We start from the raw sequence: 15294 nt of genomic DNA, 5'->3' as shown, positions 1-15294 counted from the left end.
CCTCCTAAATCTAGTCCTAAATGTTCGATCCGTGAATGAGGCAGACGGTAATACCGTCCGCCTTTCACGATTCTTTTTATTCCACTCCGACTTCTGAACCTTCCAGATTGAGACTCAATTTATCATTGATTGCCTCATCTTCATCATCGAGTTCTTTCATCTCGATTTCTTGCTCATCACCGCTCAATATTTTAACGTCCATACCTAGCGACTGAAGCTCTTTAATCAATACTTTGAATGATTCTGGAACACCAGGCTCCGGAACATTCTCACCCTTAACGATGGCTTCGTAAGTTTTCACCCGTCCGACCACGTCATCGGATTTAACTGTCAAAATTTCTTGTAGCGTGTATGCCGCTCCATAAGCCTCAAGCGCCCACACTTCCATCTCACCAAAACGTTGTCCACCAAACTGAGCTTTACCACCCAGAGGCTGTTGTGTAACTAGTGAGTAAGGTCCTGTAGAACGTGCATGGATTTTATCGTCAACCATGTGTGCTAGTTTGATCATGTGCATGACACCAACAGTAACTTCACGTTCGAACAATTCGCCCGTACGTCCATCATACAAACGTGTTTTACCGTTACGCTGCATACCGGACTCTTCCATCGTGTCGAATACATCATATTCATTAGCTCCATCAAATACCGGAGTTGCTACATGGATACCAAGACGCATTGCAGCGAAACCTAAGTGAACTTCGAGGACCTGACCAATATTCATCCGTGATGGTACGCCGAGTGGATTCAGTACAACCTGTACAGGAGTACCATCCGGTAAGAACGGCATATCTTCTTCTGGAAGAATACGAGCTACGACACCCTTGTTACCGTGACGTCCAGCCATTTTGTCACCCTCAGAGATTTTACGTTTCTGAGCGATGTATACACGAACCAGTTGATTTACACCAGGAGCAACTCATCGCCATTCTCACGGGTAAATACTTTAACATCAACGATAATACCATCACTACCGTGAGGTACACGTAGCGAAGTATCACGAACTTCACGAGCCTTCTCACCAAAGATTGCATGAAGCAAGCGTTCTTCAGCGGTAAGTTCAGTAACTCCCTTAGGTGTAACTTTACCTACAAGGATGTCCCCAGCACTAATTTCAGCACCGATGCGAATAATACCTCGCTCGTCGAGATTCTTGAGTGCATCCTCACCAACGTTAGGGATATCACGAGTAATCTCTTCAGGTCCAAGTTTAGTATCACGCGCTTCTGATTCATATTCTTCAATATGAATCGAAGTGTAGACGTCTTCTTTAACTAGTTTCTCACTAAGCAAGATAGCATCCTCGTAGTTGTAACCTTCCCATGTCATAAATGCTACGACAACGTTACGTCCAAGAGCCAGTTCGCCCATCTCGGTAGAAGGTCCATCAGCTAGAATGTCACCAACCTTAACAATATCACCAATTTTGGCAATCGGACGTTGGTTAATACATGTTCCTTGGTTCGAACGCATAAATTTGTGTAATTTATGTTTAATAACATCGCCTTTGACTTCTTTGCCATCTACAGTTTCGATGCGGCGCACCCAAATTTCATTGGCAGAAGAGCGTTCAATTACACCATCATGCTTAGAAACGATACATACGCCCGAATCTTTAGCTGATTTATGTTCCATTCCTGTACCTACAAGCGGAGCTTTCGGAATCAACAATGGAACGGCCTGCCGCTGCATGTTCGATCCCATCAGTGCACGGTTAGAGTCATCGTTCTCTAGGAACGGAATCAGAGCTGTAGCGACTGACACAACTTGCTTAGGAGAAACGTCCATATAATCGACGCGTTCACTAGGCATAGGCAAAATATTATCAGATTGCTTGTTATAACGGACGATAACCATATCGTCAGCAAACTTACCTTCTTCATTAAGTTGCGCATTTGCCTGAGCGACAACATAGTTGTCTTCCTCGTCCGCAGTCAAATAATCAATTTGTTCGGTAACAATACCTGTCTTAGGATCAACCCAACGGTATGGAGCTTCAATAAAGCCATACTCATTAATACGAGCAAATGTAGACAAGGAGTTTATTAAACCAATGTTTGGACCTTCCGGTGTTTCAATTGGACACATACGACCGTAGTGACTATGGTGAACGTCGCGGACTTCAAAGCCTGCGCGCTCGCGCGTCAAACCGCCGGGTCCTAGTGCAGACAGACGACGTTTATGCGTAAGTTCTGCAAGTGGATTCGTTTGGTCCATAAATTGAGACAATTGCGAACTACCGAAGAACTCTTTAATCGAAGCAATTACAGGACGTATGTTAATTAACGCCTGAGGTGTAATAACATTTGCATCTTGAATGGACATTCTCTCGCGTACAACACGTTCCATCCGCGACAAACCAATACGGAATTGATTTTGAAGAAGTTCGCCTACAGAGCGCAAACGACGGTTACCCAAATGGTCAATATCATCCGTATTACCAATGCCGTGAAGCAAATTAATAAAGTAGCTGATCGAGGAAATAATATCAGCAGGGGTAATATGTTTAACCGATTTATCGATATTTGCATTAGCAATGATTTTGATTACTTTACCCTCTTCAATCGGGGAGAAGACATCAATGCTTTGCATTGGAATATCATCCGCATTAAGCGCGCCGTTAGCTACATGGTAAGTCTTCGAGCCAACGCCTTCCTCAAGGTAAGGCAATATTTCATCAAGCAAACGACGGTCAACCATCTGACCAGCTTCTGCAATGATTTCACCCGTATTGGTATCAATCAGAGTTTCAGCCAAGCGTTGATTGAACAAACGGTTTTTAATATGAAGCTTCTTATTGATTTTGTAACGTCCTACGTTAGCCAAATCGTAACGTTTTGGATCAAAGAAGCGCGCTACAAGCAGGCTCTTTGCATTATCTAGCGTAGGCGGTTCGCCCGGACGGAGACGTTCATAAATTTCAATGAGCGCTTTCTCCGTAGAATCGGTATTGTCTTTGTCCAGCGTATTCCGGATGTACTCGTCATTGCCGAGCAGGTCCAAAATTTCAGCGTCACTGCCGAAACCAAGAGCCCGAAGCAAAACAGTAACCGGAATTTTACGGGTGCGGTCTATCCGGACATACATGATGTCTTTGGCATCCGTCTCCAGTTCAAGCCAAGCTCCACGATTTGGAATAACCGTGGCGGTGTATGTTTTTTTACCGTTCTTATCGACTTTTGTGCTGAAATAGACGCTTGGAGAGCGAACCAACTGGCTGACAATAACCCGTTCTGCACCGTTGATAACAAACGTACCAGTCTCCGTCATCAGTGGGAAATCTCCCATGAATACTTCCTGCTCTTTGACTTCTCCGGTTTCTTTGTTGATGAGCCGTACTTTAACACGAAGTGGTGCCGCATACGTCACGTCGCGTTCTTTAGCGTCATCGACAGTATATTTGGGTTCACCAAGACTGTAGTCAATAAACTCCAGTACCAAATTGCCCGTAAAATCCTGAATTGGCGAGATATCCTGGAACATTTCGCGCAATCCTTCCTCCAAAAACCAGTCGTATGATTTTTGTTGGATTTCGATCAGGTTCGGAACCTCTAGTACTTCATTAATTCGCGCATAACTTCGTCGAGTGCGTCGACCATACTGAACAAGATGTCCTGCCAACTTTAACTCACCCCTCATGTCTACTCACTTTAAAAATTGATTGCGAACCTCTGTTTGGAACCTTATAATGGATTCATACAGAGGTTTCTTCCACAAATAAAGAAAAGCCCTTACCCGAATACTTCGAAATAAAGAGCAACTTATCCATGGCCTTCCTTCAAACACAGAAGTAACTTCATATCCGTAGATTTGCCCAAAATGTACATATTATACGTAAACACGCTCGTCTTTATGCATATATCCGCAGAAAGACTATTGACATTTCAGTAAACTAAAGACAAAAAGCCTATCCTAATACTGACATTTTATAATAATAACACAATGGAATTTCCAAGTCAATAGTCCTATTGCAATTTAGAAATGGATTTTGTAGCCTTAAATATCCGATATCCTTTATCTTTTGTCACTTCTTCCACCTTGCCAAACAAGCTTTCTAGTTTGGTTTTCGCTGAAGGAGCTCCTTGCTTCTTTTGAATAACTACCCATATCGATCCATTATCACGTAAATGTTCCCAAGCTTGTTCAAATATCGCATGTACCGTTTCTTTTCCAGCACGAATAGGCGGGTTCGTTAGAACTACATCAAACAACTTCCCTTCCACTGCATCAAACAAATCACTTTCAAGGATCGTAACGTTATGGATTCCATTGAGATTTGCATTCTCTTTAGCGAGTTGAACTGCACGGCTATTTACATCTAGCATGATCACATGCCCCTTATGGGCAAGACGTGCAGCGGAAAGTCCGATCGGACCGTATCCACAACCGAGATCCAGCACATCAGCATTCACAGGTATATCCATCGCTTCTATTAGTACCTTACTGCCAAAGTCTACGCCTTTTTTGGAAAACACTCCTGCATCACTAATGAATCGGTACTTTTCGCCCCTCAAAAGTTCATCAAGTGTCTTCCGATCATGCTGGGCATCCGGTTTATTGGAATAGTAATGCTGTGGCATAGTTCTCCCCCGAATCTTCCATTTATCATCTTCAGGTTGTCCAGAATTTCATTCATATAGACTAGTTCAACCCACTTACAAAAACAAACCCCTTGAGAAATCAAGGGGTTTGCTATGTTTTTCTTCAGTGAGAAGGAATTACTTCACTTCTACAGAAGCGCCTGCTTCTTCCAATTTAGCTTTAACGGAATCAGCTTCTTCTTTGCTAACTTTTTCTTTCAATGGTTTTGGTGCATTGTCAACTAGGTCTTTAGCTTCTTTCAAGCCTAGGCCAGTGATTTCGCGAACTGCTTTGATAACGTTGATTTTGGAAGCGCCAGCGCCAGTCAAAATTACGTCAAATTCGGATTGCTCTTCAGCTTCAACAGCTGCAGCACCAGCAGCAGCTACAGGAGCTGCAGCAGTTACGCCGAATTCTTCTTCGATTGCTTTAACAAGATCGTTCAGTTCCAAAACAGTCATACCTTTAATTGCTTCTAAGATTTGCTCTTTACTCATGGTTGAACCTCCATTTTATATTAAAATATTTGTTTAAATCTTTACATTGCAGAGAGTACAGGAAGCCTAAGCTCCTTGTTCTTCTTTTTCAGCAACAGCTTTAACTGCAAGCGCGAAGTTGCGCATTGGAGCTTGAAGCACGCTGAGGAGCATTGAAAGGAGACCATCGCGTGATGGCAGTTCTGCCAACGCTTTAACTTGATCGACGCCAACTACACGGCCTTCAACCACGGCACCTTTAATTTTCAAAGCATCGTTCTTTTTAGCAAAATCGTTAAGGATTTTTGCTGGAGCTACGGCGTCTTCTGTACTGAATGCAATCGCTGTAGGACCGGTTAAAACTTCATCCAGTTCTGTCAGTTCTGCAGCAGCAGTCGCACGGCGCAGCAATGTGTTTTTCAACACTTGGAATTCAATGCCTGCTTCACGAAGCTGCTTACGCAGTTCAGTTACTTGGGCAACGTTCAATCCGCGGTAATCCGCTACAACGACAGTCACGCTTTCGCGTAATTTAGCCGTTACTGCATCAACTGCTTCTTGTTTCGTTTGAATCAATTTTGCATTTGCCAATGTCTACACCTCCTGAAAGTTTCACTAGCTTAGCAGCTGTAGCTGCTTTGCTTATTCTACATAGGCAAGTAAAAAGCCTCCGTAGAATCACGAAGGCCTGATGAATCACGATTTGCAGCGGGCAAATCATGTATATTCTATCACAACACCTCGGTAGGAAATTAAGCCTTATGGGCACCTACTGTCTACGGTAAGCATATTCAACTTTAACGGTCTGTTCGTCACGAAGACTTCACAGCAACTTAAATATAATATCAGATAACATGACCGAAGTCAATGGTTAACTTAATTATTTGAATGAAGCTGTGTTCACACGTGCGCTAGGTCCCATTGTGGAAGAGATCGCGATCCCTTTCAAATAAACACCTTTTGCCGCAGCCGGTTTCGCACGATTAAGAGCTTCGATGAGAGTTTTGAGGTTCTCATTCAATTTATCAGCTTCAAAAGATGCTTTACCGATTGGTGCGTGAATTTGACCTGCTTTGTCAAGACGGTACTCGATTTTACCAGCTTTGATTTCTTGCACAGCTTTGGAAACATCGAATGTAACCGTACCTGCTTTAGGGTTAGGCATAAGGCCTTTACCACCGAGCAGACGGCCCAATTTACCGACTTCACTCATCATATCAGGTGTCGCTACGCAGACATCAAATTCGAACCAGCCTTGTTGAATTTTGTTGATCATATCTACATCACCAACAAAGTCAGCGCCAGCCGCTTCAGCCTCTTTCGCTTTATCACCTTTTGCAAAAACCAATACGCGTTGTGTTTTACCCGTGCCGTGAGGCAGGACAACAACACCACGAACGGCTTGGTCTTGTTTACGCGGGTCTACGCCCAAACGCACTGCAATTTCGACAGTTTCGTCAAACTTAGCAGTAGCAGCCTTTTTCACCAGTTCAACGGCTTCTGCAGGCTCATATGTTGCTTCGCTGTCAATCAGCTTAGCAGCTTCAAGGTATTTCTTACCGTGTTTTGCCATGATTGTTCCTCCTTTGTGGTTTTAGCGGAAATTCCTCCCACATGTACCGTGTCTTGCTTCAGAAGCAAGCTCGGTTGTCGACAGAAAAAACCAAATACTAGTCTTCGATTGTAACACCCATGCTACGGGCAGTTCCTTCAACCATACGCATTGCAGCTTCTACAGATGCAGCGTTTAGATCAGGCATTTTTTGTTCAGCAATTTCGCGTACAACAGAGCGTTTAACGGTTGCTACTTTTTTCTTGTTAGGTTCGCCTGAACCCTTCTCGATTTTAGCAGCGACACGAAGCAATACTGCAGCTGGTGGAGTTTTAGTGATGAAAGTAAATGAACGATCTTCAAACACTGAGATTTCAACTGGAATGATCAATCCTGCTTGATCTGCAGTACGAGCGTTAAACTCTTTACAGAAAGCCATGATGTTCACACCTGCTTGACCCAATGCTGGACCTACCGGTGGTGCCGGATTCGCTTTACCTGCTGGAATTTGCAGCTTCACCATTTTGATTACCTTTTTAGCCATGTAAGACACCTCCTTGAATCAATAGTGGTTAAACGGGCGCAAAGAGCCCTCCCACAAGAAACCTGAAGAACTCTATATCTTCTCCACCTGAGTATAATCTAACTCAAGCGGGGTTTCCCGCCCAAACATGTTTACGTGAACCTTAACTTTACTCTTCTCGACGAGAATCTCCTCAATCGATCCAACAAAGTTAGCAAAAGGGCCAACTTTAATACGCACGGATTCTTTAATTTCGAATTCAATCTTAGCTTTTGGTTCTTCCATACCCATATGCTTCAGAATCTGTTCAACTTCTTCTGGAAGCAATGCAGTCGGTTTAGAACCAGAACCAGTGGATCCGACAAATCCAGTAACCCCTGGCGTGTTGCGAACAACATACCAAGAATCGTCAGTCTGAATCATTTCGACCAAGACATAACCGGGGTAAACTTTTCTCATGACGATCTTTTTCTTACCGTCCTTGTTCACCACTTCTTCTTCCATAGGAACAAGAACGCGGAATATCTTGTCTTCCATGCCCATAGACTCAACGCGCTTTTCTAAATTGGCTTTGACTTTGTTCTCATACCCTGAATAGGTATGCACGACATACCATCTTTTTTCCATATTTTCCATATCAAGCCACCCGGGACCCTTCTTAAATAATCCGTTCGATCACAGCGGAAATGCCGATATCTAGAACCCAAAAATAAATCGTGACGAACGCAATGGTGCCAAGAACGATAAGAGTATAATTCGTCAACTCTTTACGATTAGGCCAGCGAACTTTTTTAAGTTCCGCCCAGCTTTCAGAGAAAAAGGAAAACACAGACTTGAAACTACGTTTCACGCCGACTACACCTCCAAAAAACTATCTGGTTTCGCGATGAGGAGTTTGCTCGTTGCAATACTTGCAAAATTTCTTCATCTCCATGCGGTCGGGGTGATTTCGCTTGTTCTTGGTAGTCGTATAGTTTCTTTGTTTGCAGTTCGTACAAGCCAAAGTGATTATTACCCGCATGCTGTGCACCTCCCGAAGACGTCCTTCTATTCAGAAGGCTCTATATTGAACCTTAGTAGAAACTGTATTTCTCTTCAATTTCTGAAAAGGAATACGATGTTCCTGCGAGACGAACAAGAAAGTATGACCGAAGTCTAACTCTTTCTTATCCACTAAAAACGCGCAAATTTAGGCCTACCTAAATTACTTTATCATAAGGGGCAAATCATGTCAACGAAAGTACAGGCTTTATTTGCACAGTACTTCATCACTTTCGCTTGTTGTTTAAAGACTTTTTCTCTGGGTAAGCTACCCTGCATTCTTTTACCAGTATGATTCATTCATTGGTACACTAAACCTTATGGCCTTCCGAAGTTAAAAAAAAGACTCCTGCGAGCCTCTTCTCATCGAACGTCTGTTTAGTTTAGTTATCGCGAACTTCCAAGTAGCGCTCTAGTTTACGTTTTACACGTTGAAGAGCGTTATCAATCGATTTAACATGCCGTTTCAAATCAACTGCAATTTCTTGATAAGATCGGCCATCCAAATACAACATCAGCACTTTACGTTCCAAGTCGCTCAGGATTTCGGACATTTTGTCCTCTAACCCTGTAAACTCTTCCTGGTTAATAACGAGTTCTTCAGGATCGCAAACTTGCGTTCCACATATGACATCAAGCAGTGTACGGTCGGAATCTTCATCATAGATCGGCTTGTCCAGCGATACATAGGAATTAAGTGGGATATGCTTCTGCCTCGTGGCGGTCTTAATCGCCGTAATGATCTGCCTCGTAATACAAAGCTCGGCAAATGCTTTAAATGAGGATTGCTTGTCCCCTCTGAAGTCCCGAATCGACTTGTATAGACCAATCATGCCTTCCTGAATAATATCTTCACGGTCGGCTCCAATCAAGAAATAAGATCTGGCTTTGGCACGGACAAAATTCCGGTACTTATTAATCAAGTACTCCAGCGCTTCACTGTCGCCTTCACGGAAATATTCAACAACGTCCTCATCCGTTTTGTAATCGTAATCGGACAACATTAACTCTTTGAGGTCGACACTCACCAAGAATCCCCCCGGCTGCAACGCAAGGTACCCCGTTACTCTGTGAAATATAGGATCAGTATATATTATGTAACCTAGAACCGTCAACCACGATATATCCAGAAAAGACTATCAATAACAATATTGTCCAGAGCTTCAGCTGTCAATTATTATCCATATATTAGTTATTTCGTCGCCATTGTTCGAATATTTCACGGATATCCGGCTTTAATTTACTATCAAGCGTATTGCGTGAGGACTTGGTGTGATCTGTCTTTATCCGCTCTTTAATAGCCTTTTCACTGTTCTCGACTTCAATGAATAATTCTCGAGCCGACAGACGAAGCGCACCTCTTGCAAAGATGACATGTTGTTCAATTGAGTCACTTGTTGCGACATAGATCTGCCTACTTCGAAGGCTCATTTCTCCGACTAGTCGTTCAATACATTCATCTGCGGTCTCTTTTTCCTTTGTGAAGTAAACTTGGACTCTAGACTGCGTAAAGGATTTGCCTAATCCAGGAACACGGTAGGCATCGAATACTGCGATGACCTTTCGACCTGAAAATGCTTGATAATCCGCAAGTCTCGCAAGCAACTGATCTCTGGCTTCCTGCATACTGATTTGCGATAACTGCGATAGAGATGACCATCCACCTATCATGTTGTAGCCATCCACGAGGAGCACATCCCGCAAATCTGCCATCCAAATTACCCTTGATCGCGGCGCCGGCGAAGAACCTCGTACATTACAACTCCTGCAGCCACGGAGGCATTCAACGAGTTAATACGACCAGACATCGGTAATTTCACCAGTACATCACATTTCTCGCGAATCAGTCTGCCTATTCCTTTACCTTCATTACCAATAACAATGGCAACGGGACCATCAAACACATTTGTTTCGTACATATCCTGCACTGCTTCGAGATCCGTTCCAACAATCCAGACCCCTTTTTCCTTCAACTGATCCATGGTTTGGCTTAGATTAGTTACACGTGCCACTGGTACATACTCAACTGCACCCGCTGATGTCTTAGACACCGTAGCAGTAATTTGTGCTGAGCGGCGTTTAGGAACAATGACTCCATGAGCTCCTGTACAATCTGCCGTCCGCAAAATTGATCCTAGATTATGAGGATCTTCAATTTCATCCAAAATAATCAAAAATGGCGCTTCTCCCTTTGCTTCAGCAGCCAATAGCAGATCATCAACCTCAGCGTAAGCATAGGGAGCTACCTGAGCTACAACTCCCTGATGTTGCACATCTGGTGTCAATTGGTCCAGTTTGCGCCGATCTACCTGTTGGATCACGATCCCTAGCTTTTTAGCCTCTGCAACGATAGGTAGCGTCAAATGTTTTTGAGCATTTTCCGCAATCCAAATTTTATTAATTGTCCGACCGGAGCGCATCGCTTCTGTAACCGAATGCTTACCGGCAATAAGTTCTTCTTCCATGATAATCCTCCTGCTGAATCCGGTCGTCTAAAGCGTCCGAATAGCTACTTTGTATGTTATTACCCTGATTTCTCAGGGTTTATTAATCATAAATTCAATACCCTTGCCTATGAGCTCTGCCATCCGCTCTTGCTGATTCGTATAGTACAGATAACCAACCAAACACTCAAGAGCTGTAGCATGTCGATATTCTAGTACATCCGCATTCTTTGGAGTACTACCCGACTTTGCATTACGTCCTTGGCGAACGACCTCCCGCTCTTCTTCCGTAAGTACCGCATCAAGTTCAGTTATAATCATACTCTGAGCCTTAGCCGACACTAGCCCTGTTGCGGTGCGGTGCAATTGATTAGGTCTGAGATTTGCTTTTGATATCAGATACTGTCTAATTGCGACTTCGTAAATGGCATCCCCGATATAGGCAAGCACAATAGGTGGAATCAACTTTGCTGCTCTGGATGGCGGATAAGGAAACCAAGTGTTTAGTTCTTCACCATGCGTGCCGTTACCATCTATATTACTCATTTGCGCCGCCAGCGCATACCCTGTGCTGTATCCTCCAGCAGTATGCCTTGAGCCGCAAGTTCATCACGGATTTCATCCGCACGGCCCCAGTCTTTATTTTTACGAGCATCGACACGTTCTGCTATAAGTTTCTCCACATCTTCGTCAAGCAGTCCACTATCATCTGGAGAATATAGACGAAGAACCATGTTCATTTTGTCGAATACCGACAATAGTTCCTTAAGTTCTGCAGCAACTGCCACCGATTCCTGGAGCAATAAGTTAGCCTCGTTCACCCATTCAAACATAGCCGTAATTGCATCAGGCGTATTGAAGTCGTCATCCATTTTATCATGATAAGCTTTGAGAATCGCATCCAACCTACTCTTAAAGCTCTCGCTTACTTCATCATGACTCTCTTCTGCAATCATATCAAGCCTGTGCCGGACATTATTCACTGCATTCGCAATACGTTCCACACTCTTCTCAGCTTGATCCATCGTTTCCGCATTGAAGTTAAGCGGGTTACGATAATGTGTAGTGAGCATAAAATAACGAATAGCTTCTTTCTTATATTGCTTACGCAAATCTTTAACTAGGATACCGTTACCGAGTGATTTAGACATTTTCTCATTATCAATACGGATATACCCGTTATGCATCCAGTAATTCGCAAGCGGTTTTCCAGTCAAAGCTTCTGATTGAGCAACCTCACATTCATGGTGAGGGAACTGCAAGTCCTGTCCACCGCCATGAATATCAATCGTGTCACCTAAATATCTACGTGCCATAGCGGAGCATTCAATATGCCAACCTGGGCGGCCATTTCCCCATGGACTAGACCAGTAAATTTCGCCCGGCTTCGCTGCTTTCCAAAGTACGAAATCCTCAGGATTCTCTTTACGCTCATCTACACCGATCCGAATGCCAAACTGAAGCTCATCGAGCTTTTGATGTGACAATTTGCCGTAACCTTCGAATTTACCTGTACGATAGAAGACATCGCCGCCTTTTTCGTAAGCAAAACCTTCGTTCTCCAGCTCCTGAATAAATTGAATAATGTCATCCATATTCTCAGTCACGCGTGGATTAATGGTTGCTTTGGCGATACCCAAACCCTCTTGATCTTCGTAGTAGGCATCAATGAAAGTACCCGCTACCACTGGAACCGTAGTATTCATTTGTTCTGCCTTACGAATAAGCTTATCATCCACATCCGTAAAGTTAACGACGTACTTCACTTCGTTACCTAGCTGTTCCAAATACACGCGCACAATGTCGAAAAATATCAACGGACGTGCATTTCCAATGTGTATATAGTCATATACCGTAGGACCGCAAACATATATTTTTACTTTTCCTATTTCTTGTGGTGAAAAAGTTTCTTTTGCTCTTAGTAGTGTGTTATAAATTTGAAGCGTCATATCCACAATCCTTTCGGTCAATAGATTCTGTTCTAACGTATATCGTTACCGTTTGATTTCGTTAAGGAAAAATTCTGTTCATCTTGATTCAGTCGAGCATTTTCTTTCTTGGCTTGTTCTAACTCACTGCGTATCTGCGCGAGCTCCAGTTGCAGTATTCGTATGGAATCCACAACGGGATTCGGCAGCTGGTGACTAAGTCGATCCACACGACGACCGTGCTGCTTGACAATTGCTCCTGGAATACCAACCACCGTACTGTTGGGAGGAACCTCCTTAAGTACAACAGAATTTGCTCCAATATCACATTGATCACCCACAGTGAATGAACCCAGAACCTTTGCTCCAGAACCAATAACGACGTTGTTGCCTATGGTAGGATGGCGCTTACCCTTTTCTTTACCCGTTCCTCCAAGAGTCACACCCTGGTAAATGACTACGTCATCACCAATTTCACAGGTTTCCCCAATGACTACACCCATGCCATGGTCGATAAATAGTCTACAGCCGATTTTTGCCCCCGGATGAATTTCAATGCCTGTCATGAATCGACTGAACTGCGATACGATACGTGCAAGCGTAAACCAACGATGCTTGTATAGAGCGTGTGCTAACCGGTGGGCCCAGATCGCATGTAGCCCAGAATAGGTGAATATCACCTCAAACAGTTTTCTGGCCGCCGGATCATTCTCAAATACCGTTCGAACATCCGATTTGATGTGCTTTAACATATCCGTTCCCCTCTTCACCCTCAGCTGAGCTCCACCCAACATGGAAGACAACTGTTCTCTTCTCTTTATTATAATGACCAAAAACAACCAAAAAACGCCTCCGCAGCTTACGCTGCAGAGACGTTATAACGCGGTCCCACTCTGCTTGAACTCTTACAAGTGTCATTATTAGCTTAGAGCTACATGCCAAACTTGCTAAGAAGAGTCCCCCTCCAGTGTCTATATAACGGCAGACAACCCGGCGTAGACTAACGGCTTCATGACTGCCGCTCATCTATGCAGCTCCTGGGTGCATTTCCGCTGCTGGCATAGGATAACTCACAGCCCTAAGAGAACTTATAAGTTCTCTTACGGTTATCCTCTCTGTCATATGCCTAAAAGCCTGCGTACTTCTCCCGCTCATCGCTGATTCATCATCGGAATCCAGCTCCCTGCAAAGCAGAGAGACTTGGACTGTATTTTGGTAGTAATTATAGCTGAAAAGATGTCGAACTGACAAGAAATGTTTCGGGCACTGAAAAGAGTATGCTACGCTCCTTTGATTTGTGCCTGAAGGCGCTCCATTACCCGACCTTTTCCAAGCAAATAAATCGTTTCATTAAGATCACGTCCGTGAGTTTGGCCAGTCAATGCTGCACGAATCGGCATAAATAGCTGTTTACCCTTAAATCCGCTTTCCTTTTGAACCTGCTTAATGAGCACTGCAATATGACTTGCTGTATACTCTTCCGTTTCTTCTATTTTAGCCAAGAAAGCAGCAAGTACAGTTGGCACCTGCTCTTCAGCGAGAATTTGTGCGGCGTCTTGGTCCATCTCCAAATGTGTGCGGAAGAACATATCAGACAAAGCTACAATCTCCGAGGCAGCTGTCATCTGTTCTTGATACAAAGCAACAAGTGCTTTGGCCCAAATTAACTGATCTTCATTCAGATGTTCTGGCAATTTGCCTGCACGTTGCAGATGTGGGATCGCCATTTCAGCAATACGCTCAGGAGCTGCATGTTTAATATAGTAGTTATTTAAGTGTGCTAGCTTGTTTTGATCAAATACTGCTGGGCTTTTGGAAAGACGTGCTGGATTAAATATCTTAATCAATTCATCCTTGCTGTAAATCTCTTCTTCACCTTCAGGTGACCAGCCAAGTAACGCAATAAAGTTAACCATTGCTTCTGGCAAATACCCAAGCTGATCATATTGCTCAATAAACTGAATAATGGATCCATCCCGCTTACTTAGCTTTTTATGGTTTTCATTAACGATTAATGCCATATGACTAAATACGGGAGCATCCCAGCCTAGAGCTTCATAAATCATAAGCTGTCGCGGCGTATTGGAGATATGTTCTTCTCCACGAAGTACATGCGATATTTCCATTAGATGATCATCAACTACAACTGCGAAGTTGTAGGTTGGAATCCCATCTTTTTTTACAATAACAAAGTCCCCAGATTCTTGGGTATTAACTGTAATATCACCTTTGACCATATCGTTAAACGTATACGTTTTATCCTCTGGTACACGGAAGCGAATGCTAGCTAAACGGCCCTCTGTTTCAAAAGCACTGCACTGCTCATCTGTTAAATCACGGTGTTTACCAGAATAACGAGGGTTCTCTCCACGTTCGATCTGTTCTTCCCGCTCCTTCTCAAGCTCCTCTTCAGTGCAGTAACAACGATATGCCAGACCACGTTCAACAAGATCTTTCCAATACTTATCGTAAATTTCTAAACGCTCTGTTTGACGGTAAGGACCATATTCACCACCGATATCGATGCTTTCATCCCACTCCATACCAAGCCATTTCAAGTATTTCAGTTGGCTTTCTTCTCCGCCTTCAATGTTACGCTTTAAATCCGTATCTTCAATGCGGATAATGAAATCCCCACCTTGATTTCGTGCATATAAATAATTAAATAAGGCCGTTCTAGTATTACCGATATGTAAATGTCCTGTTGGACTTGGTGCATAACGTACACGTACTTTTTTAGTCATCATGA

Annotated in this window: 16 protein-coding genes, 1 pseudogene and 1 other annotated feature; all 17 genes and pseudogenes read right to left on the bottom strand. The window is 43.5% G+C overall.

Going from position 1 to position 15294, the window contains the following annotated elements; all coding sequences use genetic code 11:
• Nucleotides 1–76: 76 nt before the first annotated feature.
• Nucleotides 77–3621, bottom strand: a pseudogene (gene rpoB / locus JCM16418_RS19820) (DNA-directed RNA polymerase subunit beta).
• 344 nt (nt 3622–3965) lie between these two features.
• A complete protein-coding gene (locus JCM16418_RS19815; RefSeq protein WP_036652479.1) occupies nt 3966–4580 on the bottom strand; it encodes a class I SAM-dependent methyltransferase in 615 nt (204 codons plus the stop codon).
• Nucleotides 4581–4718: 138 nt separating this feature from the next.
• Entirely contained in the window at nt 4719–5078 is a 360-nt protein-coding gene (rplL, locus tag JCM16418_RS19810) for a 50S ribosomal protein L7/L12 (protein ID WP_036652477.1), read from the bottom strand.
• Between the two features lie 66 nt (nt 5079–5144).
• Nucleotides 5145–5648, bottom strand: coding sequence for a 50S ribosomal protein L10 (gene rplJ, locus JCM16418_RS19805; RefSeq protein WP_036652475.1), 504 nt, complete (start codon nt 5646–5648; stop codon nt 5145–5147).
• Nucleotides 5649–5708: 60 nt separating this feature from the next.
• Nucleotides 5709–5857: a sequence feature (ribosomal protein L10 leader region), on the bottom strand.
• Nucleotides 5858–5937: 80 nt separating this feature from the next.
• On the bottom strand, nt 5938–6630 hold the full coding sequence (gene rplA / locus JCM16418_RS19800) for a 50S ribosomal protein L1 (protein ID WP_036652474.1): 693 nt from the start codon (nt 6628–6630) through the stop codon (nt 5938–5940).
• 97 nt (nt 6631–6727) lie between these two features.
• A complete protein-coding gene (gene rplK / locus JCM16418_RS19795; RefSeq protein ID WP_036652472.1) occupies nt 6728–7153 on the bottom strand; it encodes a 50S ribosomal protein L11 in 426 nt (141 codons plus the stop codon).
• 72 nt (nt 7154–7225) lie between these two features.
• Nucleotides 7226–7759: a transcription termination/antitermination protein NusG gene (gene nusG, locus JCM16418_RS19790; protein WP_036652573.1), complete on the bottom strand. Its 534-nt coding sequence runs from the start codon at nt 7757–7759 to the stop codon at nt 7226–7228.
• 31 nt (nt 7760–7790) lie between these two features.
• Nucleotides 7791–7982 (bottom strand): preprotein translocase subunit SecE, encoded by a 192-nt coding sequence (secE, locus tag JCM16418_RS19785; protein ID WP_036652470.1) that lies wholly within the window; start codon nt 7980–7982, stop codon nt 7791–7793.
• 21 nt (nt 7983–8003) lie between these two features.
• Nucleotides 8004–8153 (bottom strand): 50S ribosomal protein L33, encoded by a 150-nt coding sequence (gene rpmG / locus JCM16418_RS24430; protein ID WP_081765519.1) that lies wholly within the window; start codon nt 8151–8153, stop codon nt 8004–8006.
• Between the two features lie 403 nt (nt 8154–8556).
• A complete protein-coding gene (gene sigH / locus JCM16418_RS19780) occupies nt 8557–9201 on the bottom strand; it encodes an RNA polymerase sporulation sigma factor SigH (RefSeq protein ID WP_036652469.1) in 645 nt (214 codons plus the stop codon).
• Nucleotides 9202–9361: 160 nt separating this feature from the next.
• Entirely contained in the window at nt 9362–9886 is a 525-nt protein-coding gene (locus tag JCM16418_RS19775) for an NYN domain-containing protein (RefSeq protein ID WP_036652467.1), read from the bottom strand.
• A 5-nt stretch (nt 9887–9891) separates the two neighbouring features.
• Entirely contained in the window at nt 9892–10638 is a 747-nt protein-coding gene (rlmB, locus tag JCM16418_RS19770; RefSeq protein WP_036652465.1) for a 23S rRNA (guanosine(2251)-2'-O)-methyltransferase RlmB, read from the bottom strand.
• 72 nt (nt 10639–10710) lie between these two features.
• On the bottom strand, nt 10711–11163 hold the full coding sequence (locus tag JCM16418_RS19765) for a Mini-ribonuclease 3 (protein WP_036652463.1): 453 nt from the start codon (nt 11161–11163) through the stop codon (nt 10711–10713).
• Complete coding sequence (gene cysS, locus JCM16418_RS19760) at nt 11160–12566, bottom strand: cysteine--tRNA ligase (RefSeq protein WP_036652461.1); 1407 nt, start codon at nt 12564–12566, stop codon at nt 11160–11162. The genes JCM16418_RS19765 and cysS overlap by 4 nt, the downstream gene beginning before the upstream one ends.
• A 32-nt stretch (nt 12567–12598) precedes the next feature.
• The gene (gene cysE / locus JCM16418_RS19755) at nt 12599–13297 is read right to left on the bottom strand and encodes a serine O-acetyltransferase (protein WP_052020591.1); all 699 of its coding nucleotides are present in this window, start codon (nt 13295–13297) and stop codon (nt 12599–12601) included.
• Nucleotides 13257–13571, bottom strand: coding sequence for a hypothetical protein (locus JCM16418_RS19750; RefSeq protein ID WP_036652460.1), 315 nt, complete (start codon nt 13569–13571; stop codon nt 13257–13259). The genes cysE and JCM16418_RS19750 overlap by 41 nt, the downstream gene beginning before the upstream one ends.
• 254 nt (nt 13572–13825) lie before the next feature.
• Nucleotides 13826–15289, bottom strand: coding sequence for a glutamate--tRNA ligase (gene gltX / locus JCM16418_RS19745; RefSeq protein ID WP_036652458.1), 1464 nt, complete (start codon nt 15287–15289; stop codon nt 13826–13828).
• Nucleotides 15290–15294 lie beyond the last annotated feature (5 nt).

Origin of the sequence: Paenibacillus pini JCM 16418 (assembly GCF_000576305.1) — a bacterium.
Classification (GTDB): domain Bacteria; phylum Bacillota; class Bacilli; order Paenibacillales; family Paenibacillaceae; genus Paenibacillus_AQ; species Paenibacillus_AQ pini.
This window is presented reverse-complemented; position numbering and strand designations above follow the sequence as displayed.